Source organism: Citrobacter sp. wls718, assembly GCF_005280945.1.
Lineage (GTDB): Bacteria > Pseudomonadota > Gammaproteobacteria > Enterobacterales > Enterobacteriaceae > Citrobacter > Citrobacter gillenii.
Genome location: NZ_SZWV01000021.1, coordinates 43,071 through 59,116, shown reverse-complemented (window position 1 = coordinate 59,116; position 16,046 = coordinate 43,071). Strand labels below are relative to the sequence as shown.

General features: G+C 54.6%; 15 protein-coding genes and 1 other RNA gene. 8 read left to right on the top strand and 8 right to left on the bottom strand.

Features of this window, described 5'->3' with window-relative positions; all coding sequences use genetic code 11:
- Positions 1–31: 31 nt before the first annotated feature.
- From ubiH to FDW95_RS04365, 3 genes are read right to left on the bottom strand one after another with little or no spacing between them, the layout of a single operon-like run.
- Complete coding sequence (gene ubiH / locus FDW95_RS04375; protein WP_115257535.1) at positions 32–1,210, bottom strand: 2-octaprenyl-6-methoxyphenyl hydroxylase; 1,179 nt, start codon at positions 1,208–1,210, stop codon at positions 32–34.
- Positions 1,207–2,523 (bottom strand): Xaa-Pro aminopeptidase, encoded by a 1,317-nt coding sequence (gene pepP, locus FDW95_RS04370; RefSeq protein ID WP_115257534.1) that lies wholly within the window; start codon positions 2,521–2,523, stop codon positions 1,207–1,209. Before pepP ends, ubiH begins: the two co-directional genes overlap by 4 nt.
- Before the next feature lie 26 nt (positions 2,524–2,549).
- A complete protein-coding gene (locus FDW95_RS04365) occupies positions 2,550–3,128 on the bottom strand; it encodes a YecA family protein (RefSeq protein ID WP_135911444.1) in 579 nt (192 codons plus the stop codon).
- Between the two features lie 166 nt (positions 3,129–3,294).
- Here FDW95_RS04365 and zapA point away from each other — a divergent pair, with 166 nt between their 5' ends.
- The 3 genes from zapA to FDW95_RS04350 all read left to right on the top strand — a co-directional run bounded on the left by zapA (position 3,295) and on the right by FDW95_RS04350 (position 4,465).
- A complete protein-coding gene (gene zapA, locus FDW95_RS04360) occupies positions 3,295–3,624 on the top strand; it encodes a cell division protein ZapA (RefSeq protein ID WP_096755784.1) in 330 nt (109 codons plus the stop codon).
- Between the two features lie 41 nt (positions 3,625–3,665).
- Positions 3,666–3,849, top strand: a non-coding RNA gene (gene ssrS / locus FDW95_RS04355) — 6S RNA.
- A gap of 19 nt (positions 3,850–3,868) precedes the next feature.
- A complete protein-coding gene (locus tag FDW95_RS04350) occupies positions 3,869–4,465 on the top strand; it encodes a 5-formyltetrahydrofolate cyclo-ligase (RefSeq protein ID WP_115257533.1) in 597 nt (198 codons plus the stop codon).
- A gap of 96 nt (positions 4,466–4,561) precedes the next feature.
- On the opposite strand, the gene serA is transcribed toward FDW95_RS04350, so the two are convergent.
- Together serA and rpiA are read right to left on the bottom strand one after the other, a co-directional pair.
- Positions 4,562–5,794 (bottom strand): phosphoglycerate dehydrogenase, encoded by a 1,233-nt coding sequence (serA, locus tag FDW95_RS04345; RefSeq protein ID WP_096755782.1) that lies wholly within the window; start codon positions 5,792–5,794, stop codon positions 4,562–4,564.
- A gap of 273 nt (positions 5,795–6,067) precedes the next feature.
- On the bottom strand, positions 6,068–6,727 hold the full coding sequence (gene rpiA / locus FDW95_RS04340) for a ribose-5-phosphate isomerase RpiA (protein WP_168246943.1): 660 nt from the start codon (positions 6,725–6,727) through the stop codon (positions 6,068–6,070).
- Between the two features lie 170 nt (positions 6,728–6,897).
- Here rpiA and argP point away from each other — a divergent pair, with 170 nt between their 5' ends.
- The 5 genes from argP (at position 6,898) to FDW95_RS04315 (ending at position 13,443) form a co-directional block, all read left to right on the top strand.
- Entirely contained in the window at positions 6,898–7,791 is an 894-nt protein-coding gene (argP, locus tag FDW95_RS04335) for a DNA-binding transcriptional regulator ArgP (protein ID WP_003825477.1), read from the top strand.
- A gap of 232 nt (positions 7,792–8,023) precedes the next feature.
- On the top strand, positions 8,024–10,168 hold the full coding sequence (gene scpA, locus FDW95_RS04330) for a methylmalonyl-CoA mutase (protein WP_096755780.1): 2,145 nt from the start codon (positions 8,024–8,026) through the stop codon (positions 10,166–10,168).
- Positions 10,161–11,156 carry a methylmalonyl Co-A mutase-associated GTPase MeaB gene (gene meaB / locus FDW95_RS04325; RefSeq protein WP_115257530.1) on the top strand — a complete coding sequence of 332 codons (996 nt, stop codon included), beginning with the start codon at positions 10,161–10,163 and terminating at the stop codon, positions 11,154–11,156. Before scpA ends, meaB begins: the two co-directional genes overlap by 8 nt.
- A 10-nt stretch (positions 11,157–11,166) precedes the next feature.
- The gene (scpB, locus tag FDW95_RS04320; protein WP_096755778.1) at positions 11,167–11,952 is read left to right on the top strand and encodes a methylmalonyl-CoA decarboxylase; all 786 of its coding nucleotides are present in this window, start codon (positions 11,167–11,169) and stop codon (positions 11,950–11,952) included.
- 24 nt (positions 11,953–11,976) lie between these two features.
- Entirely contained in the window at positions 11,977–13,443 is a 1,467-nt protein-coding gene (locus FDW95_RS04315; protein WP_115257529.1) for an acetyl-CoA hydrolase/transferase family protein, read from the top strand.
- Here the strand turns inward: FDW95_RS04315 and FDW95_RS04310 are convergent.
- From FDW95_RS04310 to argO, 3 genes are all read right to left on the bottom strand, one after another.
- Positions 13,440–14,336 carry a LysR family transcriptional regulator gene (locus tag FDW95_RS04310; RefSeq protein WP_115257528.1) on the bottom strand — a complete coding sequence of 299 codons (897 nt, stop codon included), beginning with the start codon at positions 14,334–14,336 and terminating at the stop codon, positions 13,440–13,442. The genes FDW95_RS04315 and FDW95_RS04310 overlap by 4 nt on opposite strands.
- A 121-nt stretch (positions 14,337–14,457) precedes the next feature.
- Complete coding sequence (locus FDW95_RS04305; RefSeq protein WP_115257527.1) at positions 14,458–15,204, bottom strand: oxidative stress defense protein; 747 nt, start codon at positions 15,202–15,204, stop codon at positions 14,458–14,460.
- 93 nt (positions 15,205–15,297) lie between these two features.
- Positions 15,298–15,933 carry an arginine exporter ArgO gene (argO, locus tag FDW95_RS04300; RefSeq protein WP_096755774.1) on the bottom strand — a complete coding sequence of 212 codons (636 nt, stop codon included), beginning with the start codon at positions 15,931–15,933 and terminating at the stop codon, positions 15,298–15,300.
- Between the last annotated feature and the right edge of the window lie 113 nt (positions 15,934–16,046).

Below are 16,046 nucleotides of genomic sequence, written 5' to 3'. Positions count from 1 at the left end.
GCGCTACGCTTATCAGGCCTACTGGCTATATTTATCGCGCGACCCAGCCCAGGGTCCGCTCCGCCAACGCATCGCGGGCTGGCGTCAATAATTCCATCGCCATAAGACCCACGTTACGTCCAACAACCAGCGGTGCCCAGCGATTGGCAAACAGATACACCAGGCTGTTGGTCACGCCAATCGTTGTTTCGCGATCGGTCTCACGACGCTGCTGATAGCGCGACAGCACCGCATAATCACCCACGTCTTCGGCTGCAAACTGTGCCTGCGTCAACGTTTCGGCAAGGCTCATGACATCGCGCAGGCCGAGATTAAAACCTTGGCCGGCAATAGGATGCAGGGTCTGCGCCGCATTGCCCACCAGCACGGTGCGATGGCTAATCGCCTTCACCGCGGTGGTTAAAGACAGCGGATAGGCGCTACGTTGACCGGCTTGCGTAATGCGCCCAAGCCGCCAGCCAAACGTCGTTTGCAGTTCGCGACAAAACTGTTCGTCAGACCAGGCCATGATCTCATCTCGCTTTTCCAGCGGATGACACCACACCAGCGAGCAGCGCCCTTCTGACATCGGTAACATGGCCAGCGGGCCATGCTGCGTGAAACGTTCAAACGCTCGTCCGTTATGCGGGACGGAGGTGGTAACGTTGGCAATCACCGCCAGTTGTTCGTAAGGCTGCTGCTGCCAGTCAACGCCGCAGGCGGTCGCCAGCGCAGAGCGTGTGCCGTCAGCGGCTACCAGTACACGACCGGTAATCACCTCGCTATTCTCCAGCGTGACCTCAACGTGCTGCTGGGTGCGCGACACGCTGGCCACCCGGTCAGGGCAATGTAGCGTGACGCCGCGCGCTTTGCGCAACAGCGCAAACAGACGCAGCCCGACGTCATGCAGTTCCACCACCTGACCCAGCGCAGGAATACGGTATTCCTGTGCATCAAGCGTCACACACCCGGCATGTCCACGGTCGCTGACGTGCACCGTTTTGATCGGGGTTGCGCAATCGGCAATGGCCTGCCAGACGCCAATTCGCGCCAGCTGCTGGCAGGTGCCTGCGGCCAACGCAATCGCCCGAGCGTCAAATCCCGGATGGCGGTCAGTATCCGGCTCGCTCGCTTCAATAAGATGGACCGGCAGCGTCCCATGACTCAGCTCTGAAATAGCCAGCGCCAGAGTCGCTCCAACCATACCACCACCGACAATAATCACGCTCATTTCAGTCGCGCCGCAGCCATCAGTGCTTCAATATCATCCGCCTTTTTCACTACGCTGGCGGTGAGGTTTTCATTACCGTCTTCGGTAATCAGGATGTCATCTTCAATACGAATGCCAATTCCGCGATAAGCCGGTGGTACGTCGGCGTCCGGCGCGATATACAGTCCTGGCTCGACGGTAAGCACCATCCCCGGTTCGAGGATACGCGAGCGATCCTGGCCATAAACGCCAACGTCGTGGACATCCAGCCCCAGCCAATGGCTCAGGCCATGCATAAAGATAGGACGCTGCGCGTTGTCGGCAATCAGTTGATCGACATCGCCGTGCAGAATACCCAGTTTTACCAGACCGGTAATCATGATGCGCACCACCTCTCCCGTCACCTCCTGGATGGACGTCCCCGGACGATACAAACGCAGGCTGGTTTCCAGTGACTCCAGCACGATGTCATAGATCTCGCGCTGGGCGGGAGTGAACTTCCCGTTGACCGGGAAGGTGCGGGTAATGTCGCCAGCGTAACCTTTGTATTCGCATCCGGCGTCAATCAGCACCAAATCGCCATCGCGCATTTCACTTTCGTTTTCGGTGTAATGCAGGATGCAGCCGTTTACACCGCTGCCGACAATGGTGTTATAGGAAGGATAACGCGCACCATGACGGGTAAACTCATGATGGATCTCCCCTTCCAGCTGATACTCGAACATTCCCGGACGACATTTTTCCATCGCGCGGGTATGCGCCAGCGCGCTGATTTCACCGGCACGACGCATGATTGCTATTTCTTCCGGCGATTTGAACAGGCGCATCTCGTGCACCATCGGACGCCAGTCGATAATCGCCGCAGGGGCTTTCATATTTTGTCTGGCGCCTTTGCGCAGCTTATCCATCGCCGTAAACACAATCTCATCCGCCCAGGCATATTCGCCCTGGGCGTGGTACACCGTGTCCAGACCGTTAAGCAACTGATGCAGTTGTTGGTTGATTTCGCTGAACGCTAACGCCCGATCAACACCCAGTTTCTCGGGGGCAGCATCTTGTCCCAGACGGCGACCAAACCAGATCTCCGCCGTCAGGTCACGTACCCGGTTGAACAAAACGCTATGGTTATGAGTGTCATTACTTTTAATCAGCACCAGCACGGCTTCAGGTTCGTTAAAACCGGTGAAGTACCAAAAGTCGCTGCTCTGGCGGTACGGATATTCACTGTCCGCACTGCGCGTCGCTTCTGGGGCCGCGAAAATCAGCGCAGCGCTGCCTGGCTGCATGTGCGCCAGTAATGCCTTGCGACGGCGTAAGTATTCTTGCTGAGTCATAACACTCTCCCTGGCGTTCTCGTTACTTAGTGCAGTGTCGGTTTACGTACTTCCGGCGCGGTCGGTTGCTGACGCGTAAACGTGTCATGGCACAACAGCGCAGCAACACGCACGTACTCGATGATCTCTTCAAGCGACATTTCCAGCTCTTCCTGATCTTCGTCTTCGTCATATCCCAACTGGGCGATATTGCGCAGGTCGTCAATCGCTTCGCCGGTTTCACCGGTCACTTTGTCGAGCTTGGGCTGCGTAACCCCGAGGCCCAGCAAAAAGTGATTGACCCAGCCCGCCAGCGCGTCGGCACGATCGAACACGCTGACGCCGTCGCCTTCAGGCAGATAAAGCTGAAAAAGGAAGCCGTCGTCTTCCAGGGCGTCGCTGGTCGCCGCGTGCATTTTGATCAGTGCCTGAGCCAGCTCATGGCCAAAGGCCAAACCTTCATTGGTCAGGTCGTGCAACAGCGGCTGCCATGAGCTGTCGTTGTTGCCGCCGCAAATCATCCCGCTGATCAAACCGTGCATTTCGGCCGGGGTTAATCCAGCCCCTTGTTGGTTCAAAAACTGGCTAACATCGGTGTAACCAGGCATTTCGTTCTGTATGGACATAAGCATTCGTCATCAAAGGGAGGATATTCATGTTATGCTACCACTTTGGGCCCTGGTGGACCAGAAAAGGGCTTGTATGTTCATACCAGGGTAGCTATAGTGTCGCCCCTTCGCGGACCCAAGGTCTGGAGACGAAGGCAGCGCAGTCAATCAGCAGGAAGGTGGCATGTCTGCACAACCCGTCGATATCCAAATTTTTGGCCGTTCACTGCGAGTGAATTGCCCGCCTGAACAACAAGATGCGTTGAATCAGGCTGCGGACGATCTGAATCAGCGATTGCAAGATCTGAAAGTTCGCACTAGAGTCACAAATACTGAGCAGCTGGTTTTCATCGCCGCGTTGAACATCAGCTATGAATTAACTCAGGAAAAAGCGAAGACGCGTGACTACGCGGCGAGCATGGAACAACGTATTCGGATGCTACAACAAACCATTGAACAGGCGTTGCTTGATCAGGGTCGCATAACCGAAAAAACGGGCCAAAACTTTGAATAACACTTTTCGGTTTACTGTGGTAGAGTGACCGTGAAGACAAAATTTCTCTGAGATGTTTGCAAGCGGGCCAGTCCCCTGAGCCGATATTTCATACCACAAGAATGTGGCGCTCCACGGTTGGTGAGCATGCTCGGTTCGTCCGAGAAGCCTTAAAACTGTGACGACACATTCACCTTGAACCAAGGGTTCAAGGGTTACAGCCTGCGGCGGCATCTCGGAGATTCCCTTCTACCTGGCAACAGCCATGACACTACTTTCTGAACTTCCTTTATCCCGGCAAGAAATTCGTCAACTGATTCGGCAACGTCGCCGTGCGCTAACGCCTGAGCAACAACGCCATTTCGGTCAGCAGGCCGCGAGCAGAATGCTGAGCTTCCCCCCTGTTGTACTCGCCCACACCGTGGCGGTATTTCTCTCTTTTGATGGCGAACTTGATACTCAACCGCTGATCGAACAACTGTGGCGTGCGGGCAAGCGTGTCTATCTCCCGGTTCTACATCCGTTTAGCCGCGGTAATTTACTGTTTCTGCACTATCATCCGCACAGTCATCTGGTAACTAACCGACTCAACATCCAGGAGCCGCGACTCGATGTGCGCGACGTTTTGCCGTTATCAAAGCTGGATGTATTGATTACGCCGCTCGTGGCGTTTGATGAAGACGGACAGCGCTTAGGCATGGGCGGTGGTTTTTACGATCGCACGTTACAAAACTGGCAGCAGCATCAAATCCAGCCGGTGGGCTACGCACATGATTGCCAGCGAGTGGAGAAGTTACCGGTCGAAGAGTGGGATATTCCGCTGCCCGCGGTGGTAACACCGTCAAAAGTATGGGAATGGTAGCCTTGAATTGCCAGATGGCGCTACGCTTATCAGACCTACGAATCATCTCGTAGGTCGGTTAAGACGCAGTCGCCACCCGGCACGATGTACCAATAATTAGTACAGCATACGCGCGCGAATCGTTCCCGGAATGGCTTTCATCGCCAGCAGCGCTTTCTCCGCCACATCCTCATCTGCCTCGATATCAATAACCACATACCCCACCTGCGCGGAAGTTTGCAGATACTGCGCGGCAATGTTAACGCCCTGCTCGGCAAAGATTTGGTTCAGCGCGGTCAGCACGCCTGGTCGGTTTTCGTGAATGTGCATTAGACGACGACCACCGTGCAGCGGCAGCGACACTTCCGGGAAGTTAACCGCCGACAGCGTAGAGCCGTTATCGGAATACTTCGTCAGCTTACCTGCCACTTCCAGACCAATGTTTTCCTGCGCTTCCAGCGTTGAACCGCCGATGTGCGGCGTCAGGATCACGTTGTCAAAATCACACAGCGGAGACGTAAACGGATCGCTGTTGCTCGCCGGCTCCGTTGGGAAGACGTCGATTGCTGCGCCGGCCAGATGCTTAGTGGCTAACGCATCGCACAGCGCAGGAATATCAACAACCGTGCCGCGCGCGGCGTTGATCAGCAGCGCACCCGGCTTCATCAGGGCAATCTCTTGTGCGCCCATCATATTCTTGGTGGAGGCATTTTCCGGCACGTGAAGGCTGACCACATCGCTCATATTGAGCAGGTCGGAAAGATGCTGTACCTGGGTGGCGTTACCCAGCGGGAGTTTGTTTTCAATATCATAGAAATAGACGTGCATCCCCAGCGATTCCGCCAGAATGCCCAACTGGGTACCAATGTGGCCGTAACCGATAATCCCCAGTTTTTTGCCACGCGCTTCAAAAGAGCCGGTAGCCAGTTTGTTCCACACGCCACGGTGCGCCTTAGCGTTCGCTTCCGGCACGCCGCGCAGCAGCAGCAACAGTTCGCCAATTACCAGTTCGGCAACGGAGCGGGTGTTAGAGAATGGTGCGTTAAACACGGGGATCCCGCGTTTTGCCGCCGCCCCCAGATCAACCTGATTGGTGCCAATACAGAAGCAGCCAATCGCAACCAGTTTCTCTGCGGCGTCAATCACATCTTCAGTCAGATGAGTACGGGATCGCAGGCCAATAAAATGGGCATCACGGATGGACTCTTTCAGCTGTTCAGTGTCCAGAGCGCCTTTGTGAAACTCGATGTTGGTGTAACCTGCCGCACGAAGGCTTTCCAGTGCTTTTTGATGCACACCTTCAACCAGCAGAAACTTAATCTTTTCTTTCTCCAGTGATACCTTTGCCATTTCCCCGACCCTGTCTTTTTTTAGTTCAATCTGATGTGTTGTGTGTGGGATTTTCATCCGCCTCTTCAACATATCAAAAAAAAATATTGCGGCAATATGAACGTTTGCGTCGTCGTGCTGAAGAAGTGTCATTCAGCGGGAAATGTCAGAGTAAAATTCTGGTGATAACTTTTTCTTTGGAGGGATCGGCAGGACAATATTGTAAACGTGACACAAGTCACCAAATTTGCCCTGCCAAAATTTTTTTAACGACAGAAGATCCCGGTCGTCAGATCATTTTACGATAGTTTTCACGCCATCTGCTGTGCCGATCAGCGCAACGTCCGCCCCACGGTTGGCAAACAGACCCACGGTCACAACGCCCGGGATTGCGTTGATGGCGTTTTCCATCGCCACAGCGTCAAGGATCTCCAGACCGTGCACGTCAAGGATGACGTTGCCGTTATCAGTAATCACACCCTGACGGTATTCAGGACGACCGCCCAGCTTCACCAACTGACGAGCAACCGCACTACGCGCCATCGGGATCACTTCTACCGGCAGCGGGAAGTTACCCAGAATATCGACTTCTTTGGACGCGTCGGCGATGCAGATAAATTTCTTAGCGACGGAGGCAATGATCTTTTCGCGGGTCAGCGCTGCGCCGCCGCCTTTGATCATTTGCATGTGACCGTTGATTTCGTCCGCGCCATCAACGTACACGCCAAGGCTGTCCACTTCGTTAAGATCGAACACGTGGATACCGAGGCTTTTGAGTTTTTCAGTGGAAGCGTCCGAACTGGACACTGCGCCTTCAATCTGGCCTTTCATGGTGCCCAGCGCATCAATAAAGTGTGCGGCTGTTGAACCGGTACCTACGCCCACAATGGTGCCGGGCTGTACATACTGAAGTGCCGCCCATCCTACTGCTTTTTTCAGTTCATCCTGCGTCATGATCGTTTCGCCTGTGGTGTGAATGTGGTGTGGAAATTCACGCGCATTATAGAACATTGCGTAGAAAAATGTCCCCACACCCGCTCGCAGACGGCGGATTTCGTCTGTACCCAACCTAAAATTGTGTCATAGTGCAGAACACGCAAAAATATCAGGAGTACGTCAGAGCAATGAAACGTCCGGACTACAGAACACTACAAGCACTGGATGCGGTTATTCGTGAACGGGGATTTGAGCGCGCTGCGCAAAAGCTATGCATCACACAATCCGCGGTTTCACAACGCATAAAACAGCTTGAGAATATGTTCGGACAACCGCTGCTGGTGCGTACCGTACCGCCTCGCCCAACCGAGCAAGGGCAAAAGTTGCTGGCACTGTTGCGTCAGGTTGAACTGCTGGAAGACGAGTGGCTGGGAGATGAACAAACCGGCTCGACGCCGCTGCTGCTCTCCCTGGCCGTCAACGCCGACAGTCTGGCCACCTGGCTACTCCCGGCGCTGGCCCCTGTGCTGGCAAACTCACCGATTCGTCTGAACCTGCAGGTTGAAGATGAAACACGCACTCAGGAACGCCTGCGTCGCGGTGAAGTGGTGGGCGCGGTGAGTATTCAACATCAGGCGCTACCAAGCTGTCTGGTGGATAAACTCGGCGCGCTGGACTACCTGTTTGTCGGCTCAAAACCTTTTGCCGAGCGCTACTTTCCGAATGGCGTCACCCGTTCTGCCCTGCTAAAAGCGCCGGCGGTTGCGTTTGACCATCTCGACGACATGCATCAGGCTTTTCTGCAACAAAACTTCGATCTGCCACCGGGCAGCGTGCCGTGCCACATCGTTAACTCGTCGGAAGCCTTTGTGCAGCTGGCGCGCCAGGGGACAACCTGCTGCATGATCCCACACCTGCAGATCGAGAAAGAGCTGGAAAGCGGCGAGCTTATCGACTTAACGCCAGGCCTGTTCCAGCGTCGGATGCTCTATTGGCATCGCTTTGCACCGGAAAGCCGCATGATGCGCAACGTCACCGATGCGCTGCTGGCCTACGGACACAATGTGCTGCGTCAGGATTAAAGCATTTATTGCCCCTGAGTGCCGGATGGTGGCGTAACGCCTTATCCGGCCTACAACCTTATACCCTCTTTTCATGCTATTCCCTCCACGTCTTTGAAATCCATCACAAAATAAAACACACCACGCGGCAAAAAACGACGTCTTATTGGCTATTTTTTGCTGGCGACAAGCCAGCTGAAAAAGCTCACCGTATTCGCAAAGATTCAACTTATTGCGTAATACGGAGCAAAAAATGGCCAATATGCAGGCGTGGCAAACGCTCGCCAACAAAGAACTCAGCCGACGGGAAAAAACCGTCGACTCGCTGGTAAAACAGACGGCAGAAGGGATTGCCATTAAGCCGCTGTACACCGAGGCTGATCTCGACAACCTGGAAGTGACGGGCACCCTCCCCGGCCTGGCGCCTTACGTTCGTGGCCCACGCGCCACCATGTATACCGCGCAGCCGTGGACTATTCGCCAGTACGCCGGGTTCTCTACCGCCAAAGAATCTAACGCGTTTTATCGCCGCAATCTCGCCGCCGGACAAAAAGGGCTTTCCGTCGCCTTTGACCTCGCCACCCATCGCGGCTACGACTCAGATAACCCGCGCGTGGCAGGCGACGTCGGCAAAGCGGGCGTGGCTATAGATACCGTCGAAGATATGAAGGTACTGTTCGACCAGATCCCACTGGATAAGATGTCGGTATCCATGACCATGAACGGCGCGGTACTCCCGGTGATGGCGTTTTATATCGTGGCAGCGCAGGAGCAAGGCGTCGCGCCAGAGCTGCTCACTGGCACGATACAAAACGATATTCTGAAAGAGTATCTATGCCGCAACACCTATATTTACCCACCCAAGCCCTCTATGCGCATTATCGCTGACATCATTGCCTGGTGTTCTGACAATATGCCGCGCTTTAATACCATCAGCATCAGCGGATATCACATGGGTGAAGCGGGTGCCAACTGCGTGCAGCAGGTGGCGTTTACCCTGGCCGACGGGATTGAGTACATCAAGGCCGCGCTGTCCGCCGGACTGAAAATTGATGATTTCGCCCCACGACTGTCATTCTTCTTCGGCATTGGCATGGATCTGTTTATGAATGTCGCCATGCTGCGCGCCGCGCGTTATCTGTGGAGCGAGGCGGTCAGCGGTTTTGGCGCCACCAACCCAAAATCCCTGGCGCTACGAACCCACTGTCAGACCTCCGGCTGGAGCCTGACCGAGCAGGATCCGTACAACAACGTGGTGCGCACCACCATCGAAGCGCTGGGTGCAACCCTGGGCGGTACTCAGTCTTTGCACACCAACGCCTTTGATGAAGCGCTCGGCCTGCCAACTGACTTTTCCGCCCGCATCGCGCGCAATACGCAGATCATCATTCAGGAGGAGTCGGAGATCTGCCGCACCGTCGATCCGCTGGCCGGATCGTATTATGTGGAGTCGCTGACCGATCAGATCGTTAAGCAAGCACGGGCGATCATCGAACAGATCGATGAAGCGGGTGGAATGGCGAAAGCGATAGAAGCGGGGTTACCAAAACGGATGATCGAAGAAGCTTCCGCCCGCGAACAATCACTCATCGACCAGGGCCAGCGCGTTATCGTTGGCGTGAACAAATACAAGCTGGATAAAGAAGACGCCACGTCGGTATTGGAAATCGACAACGTCAAGGTGCGCAACGAGCAGATTGCCTCGCTGCAACACATCCGCGCGACCCGTGACGATATTGCGGTGAAAGCCACGCTGAAAGCTTTGACCCACGCGGCGCGGCACAATGAAAACCTGCTCGCCGCCGCAATAGATGCCGCGCGCGTTCGCGCCACGCTGGGTGAAATCTCTGACGCACTGGAGTCCGCTTTTGACCGTTACCTGGTACCCAGCCAGTGTGTTACCGGAGTGATTGCGCAAAGCTACCACCAGTCTGAAAAATCCGCCGACGAGTTTGACGCCATTGTTGCGCAAACTGAAAAATTTCTCGCCGATAACGGCCGCCGCCCGCGCATTCTGGTCGCTAAGATGGGTCAGGACGGTCACGATCGCGGCGCCAAAGTGATCGCCAGTGCCTATTCCGATCTCGGTTTCGATGTTGACCTCAGCCCGATGTTCTCCACGCCGGAAGAAATCGCTCGCCTGGCGGTAGAAAACGATGTGCACGTGGTTGGCGCCTCTTCACTGGCGGCGGGTCATAAAACGTTGATCCCCGAACTGGTGGCGGCGCTCAAAAGCTGGGGGCGCGAGGACATTTGCGTGGTAGCCGGCGGCGTCATCCCACCGCAGGATTACGCCTTCCTGCAAGCGCGCGGTGTCGCCGCTATTTATGGTCCCGGTACGCCGATGCTCGACAGCGTACGCGATGTATTAACCCGCATTGGTCAGCACCATGATTAGCAGCGCCACGCTGGCTGATAGCATCCAGCGTTTACGTCTGGGGGAGCGCGCCACGCTCGCCCAGGCCATGACGCTGGTCGAGAGCCAGCATCCGCGTCATCAGCTACTCAGCACACAGCTGCTGGACGCCATTATACCGTTCACCGGTAACGCCCTGCGTCTGGGCATTACCGGTACGCCGGGCGCGGGGAAAAGCACCTTTCTGGAAGCCTTTGGCATGCTACTGATCCGTAAGGGATTGCGGGTGGCGGTGATCGCTGTCGATCCCAGCAGTCCGGTCAGCGGCGGTAGCATTCTGGGCGATAAAACCCGTATGACGGAACTGGCGCGTGCGGATGCCGCGTTTATTCGACCGGTTCCTTCCAGCGGGCATTTGGGCGGTACCAGCCAGCGCGCCCGGGAATTAATGCTGCTGTGCGAAGCGGCAGGCTTCGACGTAGTGATCGTCGAAACCGTCGGCGTTGGGCAGTCCGAAACAGAAGTCGCCAGCATGGTTGATTGCTTTCTCTCGCTGCAAATAGCCGGCGGTGGTGACGATCTGCAGGGCATCAAAAAAGGCATCATGGAGATGGCGGATCTGGTCATCATCAACAAGGATGACGGGGACAACCGCGCCAACGTCGCCATCACCCGCCATATGTACGATTCCGCCCTGCACATTCTACGCCGCAAGTATGACGAGTGGCAGCCGCAGTCTCTGGCCTGCAGCGCGCAGGAAAAACGCGGCATTGAAGAAATCTGGCAGGCCATCATCGATTTTAAAACATGCCTTACAGCCAGCGGTCGGCTGGAAAAAGTCCGCCAGCAGCAGGCGGTGGACTGGTTACAGAAACAGGCCGAAGAAGAGGCGCTGCACCTGTTATTTTCCCGCACTGATTTCGATCGCTATTTCCAGCAAACGCTGCGCTCGGTCAGGAACAATGACCTTTCGCCACGTACCGGCCTGCGACACATCAGCGAATTTATCCAACATCATTACTTTGATTAAAGAGAACATTATGTCCTATCAATACGTCAACGTCGTCATCATCCAGAAAGTCGCGGTCATTGAATTCAACTATGCCCGCAAGCTTAACGCCTTGAGCAAAGTGTTTATTGACGATCTTATGCTGGCGCTGAACGATCTCAATCGTCCAGAAATTCGCTGTATTATTCTGCGCGCACCGAGCGGGGCCAAAGTGTTCTCTGCTGGACATGATATTCATGAACTCCCTACCGGACGTCGCGATCCGCTGTCCTATGACGATCCGCTGCGCCAGATCACCCGCATGATCCAAAAGTACCCGAAACCTATTATCTCGATGGTTGAAGGCAGCGTCTGGGGCGGTGCATTCGAGATGATCATGAGTTCCGATCTCATCATCTCTGCCGAGACCTCGACGTTCTCGATGACGCCGGTCAATCTCGGCGTGCCGTATAACCTGGTGGGTATTCACAACCTGACCCGTGATGCGGGTTTTCATATCGTCAAAGAGCTGATTTTCACCGCTCTACCGATTACCGCCCAGCGCGCGCTGGCGGTAGGTATTCTCAACCATGTGGTCGCCGTCGACGAGCTGGAAGATTTTACTCTGCAAATGGCGCATCACATCTCAGAAAAAGCGCCGCTGGCGATTGCCGTGATCAAAGAAGAACTGCGCGTGCTGGGCGAAGCGCACACCATGAATTCCGATGAATTTGAACGCATCCAGGGCATGCGCCGTGCGGTTTACGACAGCAATGACTATCAGGAAGGGATGAATGCGTTTTTAGAAAAACGGAAACCGAATTTCGTCGGCCATTAATCGCGGTCAGCTAAAGGAAAAGCCATGAAACGGATGAGCGCCGAACAGGCGGCAGAAATTATTCAGCATGATGATATGGTGGCGTTCAGCGGCTTTACACCTGCGGGTTCACCAAAGGCGTTACCCGCAGCGATTGCCCGGCAAGCCAGCGAACTGCATCAGGTCGGGCAGCCTTTTCAGATCCGCCTGCTGACCGGCGCGTCAATTAGCGCTGCCGCAGATGACGCGCTCTCTGAGGCGGATGCCGTTTCCTGGCGCGCGCCTTATCAAACCTCATCAGGCCTGCGTCAGAAAATTAATCAAGGCCAGGTGCGGTTTGTCGATCTCCATCTCAGTGAAGTCGCACAGATGGTTAATTACGGCTTCTTTGGCGAGATTGATGTTGCTGTTATAGAGGCCTCAGCCATTGCGCCGGACGGCAGGATCTGGCTGACCAGCGGGATCGGCAATGCGCCAACCTGGCTGCTACGGGCGAAAAAAGTCATTATTGAGCTGAATCATTATCACAATCCACGCGTAGCGGAACTGGCCGACATTGTGATACCAGGCGCGCCGCCGCGTCGTAACAGCGTCCCCATTTTTCATACCATGGATCGCATCGGCAGCCAGTGCGTCCAGATAGACCCGAAAAAAATCGTCGCTCTGGTGGAAACGAACCTGCCCGATGCCGGCAGTGCGTCGGATAAAACCAATCCGCTCTGCCAGCAAATTGCCGATAACGTGGTGAGCTTTCTGCTGGCGGAAATGGCGCACAAACGTATTCCACCTGAGTTTCTTCCCTTGCAAAGCGGCGTCGGCAATATTAATAACGCGGTGATGGCGCGGCTGGGCGAGAATCCGGAAATTCCCCCCTTTATGATGTACTCCGAGGTACTGCAGGAGTCGGTCGTAAATCTGCTGGAAACGGGCAAGATTACCGGTGCCAGCGCCTCCAGCCTGACGATTTCCGCCGCCTCACTGCAGAAGATATATGCCAATATGGATTTCTTCGCCAACCGCATTGTGCTGCGCCCGCAGGAGATCTCCAATAACCCGGAGATCATCCGCCGCCTGGGGGTGATTGCGCTAAATGTCGGCCTGGAGTTTGATATCTATGGTCATGCCAATTCCACGCATGTTGCAGGGGTAAACCTGATGAACGGCATCGGCGGCAGCGGGGATTTTGAGCGCAACGCCTATCTGTCTATTTTTATGGCCCCGTCGATTGCCAAAGACGGGAAAATCTCGACGATCGTCCCGATGTGCAGCCACGTCGATCACAGCGAACACAGCGTCAAAGTAATCGTTACCGAACAAGGGATTGCCGATCTGCGTGGGTTATCGCCGCTGCAACGAGCGCACACCATCATCGACAACTGCGCGCACCCGCTGTACCGCGACTACCTGCATCGCTATCTGGAACAGGCACCCGGCGGGCATATTCATCACGATCTCAGCCACGCATTTGATCTGCACCGCAACCTGCTCGAAACAGGATCAATGCTGGGTTAATCTGCCGTACCGTCACGATCTTCAGCAATATGCTGGAGCATCGTGGCGGTATAACGATGATTTTTCAGAGAATAGAGAAATTCCTGCATGTACATCGGGCTGCCGGGCGCATCAAAATATTTCAGCGTTGCCGGATTCACCAGCCGCCAGGCAAAATGGGGGATCACCGTCAGAAAATGTCCGCGCTCCACTGCACTCACCTTAGCCATAAAGCTATATGGACGATAGATAATGGTTGGATTGATCCCACTGGGCCGCATGTAGGCATCCAGCATGGCTTCAAAATTGGCGCGGTTCTGGAAGCGCATTTGCAGCCAGGGTAATTCCCGCAGCAGATCCTGAGGCTGCTTTTCTTCGTAACGGCGGGACACCAGGAACCCCAGGCGCAGGGGAGGCAGTTCGCTCACCGCCAGATTTTCCAGCTCCTGAACGCGCGAAGAAACATGCTGCGGCGAAATAATAAAATCCAGCTGTCGGTCGAACAGATTATCAATCACCCCATTCTCACTGAATTCAACGGCCTGAGCCGTCACGCCTTCATATTTATCACCAAGGCTAATCAACTGGTCGAAAATGATGGTCGGATAGGTATTATCGATGCCAATAACGATTTCACGCGAACGACGCGAGGAAGTATGGATTTCGTTATCAATGGCGGACAAACGCTGATAGACGGGAAACAGTTTTTGATACAGCTCCTGCCCGGCTTTGTTGAGACTGATGTTGTTGTCTTTACGGGTAAACAGCGTATAGCCGATTTGATCTTCCAGTGCAGCAATGCTTTTGCCAAAGGGCGATGCGGTCATGTGGATTTTTTCTGCTGCTCTGGCGATATTATTGGTTTGCGCCAGCAGAATAAAATTACGCATCTTTTTCGAGATAAAAATATCCATAGTCACCTCATAAAATCACTATGGCATATCCTCATGCAGCCCCAAAAAAGACGCACGACGCGGTCGCATTTTTACAGTTGATCACATAAAAAACCCGGCTGAAAAGCCGGGTCTGAAAAGATTACTGCGTTTTGGCAGGTGTTGCCGCTGGCTGACTTGCCGCAGGCTCTATCTGGAAGACCACATCGACCTGATCGTCAAACTGAATGACCGGCTGCTCGTAGGTTTCCTGCGCCGATGCTGCAGGCGCTGCGTCGGCTTTCATCATCCGTACCATTGGGCTTGGCTGATAATTCGACACGTGGTAGCGCACGCTGTAAACCGGGCCGAGTTTGCTGTTAAAGCCCGCCGCCAGTTGTTCAGCCTGATGAATCGCATCATCAATGGCCGCTTTACGCGCTTTATCTTTGTAGGCATCCGGCTGGGCAACACCCAGCGACACTGAACGAATCTCGTTCAGACCCGCTTTCAGCGCGCCATCCAGCAGCGCGTTGAGTTTGTCCAGTTGACGCAGAGTCACCTCAACGGTGCGCACCGCACGATAGCCTTTAAGTACGCTTTTACCATTCTGGTAATCGTAATCCGGCTGGGTACGCAGGTTTGCAGAGCTGATGTCTTTTTTCGCTATCTGGTTTTGTTCCAGGAAGGAAAGGTATTGCGCGACGCGTTCGTCAGCCTGTTTCTTTGCTGAGGCCGCATCCTTTGCCGCCACGTTGACTTCAATTGCCAGCGTCGCAATATCAGGTGTCGCGTCCACGCTTGCCGTTCCGGAAGTCACGATGTGCGGTCCATTCGGCAATTCATTTGCCTGTACTGAGAGTGCACTGAATCCGACTAATGCCGCCAGGGCCATTATTTTGAACTTCACTGTCGTTCCTCCATGTTTCATTATTTACCCCGAAACTCAAGGCGCATGCAGGCAAGCTTAGCGGATCTCAGCCTGTTGTCCATCAGACAACACTTAGTTGAACAGCGCATCTACGTGCGCAACGCCTTCTTTTGCCAGTTGAAAAGCAATAAACCACATCACGAGTCCCACCAGCGTATTGATGATTCGTTGTGCTTTGGCGGTGCGCAGACGCGGCGCCAGCCAGGCCGCCAGCAGCGCCAGGCCAAAGAACCACAGGAACGATGCGCTAACAGTACCCAGAGCAAACCAGCGCTTCGGCTCGACGTCCAGTTGACCACCAAGGCTGCCCAGCACCACGAAGGTATCGAGATAGACATGCGGGTTAAGCCACGTCACCGCCAGCATCGTAGCGATAATTTTCCAGCGCCCCTGCTTCATCACCTCGGCACTGGCCAGCTCCAGATTACTGCTCATCGCCGTTTTTAACGCGCCGAAACCGTACCAGAGTAAGAACGCCACACCGCCCCAGGTTACCAGCGCCATCAGCCATGGCGATTGCATCAGCAAGGCGCTGCCGCCAAAGATCCCCGCGCAGATCAGCAGTAAATCGCTGATGGCACAAAGTAAGGCGATCATAATGTGATACTGGCGACGAATACCCTGATTCATCACGAAAGCATTTTGCGGACCGAGCGGAAGTATCATCGCTGCGCCAAGCGCAAGCCCTTGAAAATAATATGATAACACGTTGAATATCCCGAACTGCTTCTCTTAAGTGCAGACTATAACGCGGGATAATCATTAGCGGAAATTGATAATATTAATCAGGTATAAGAGGAATTAATACCCGGAGGGAAAAC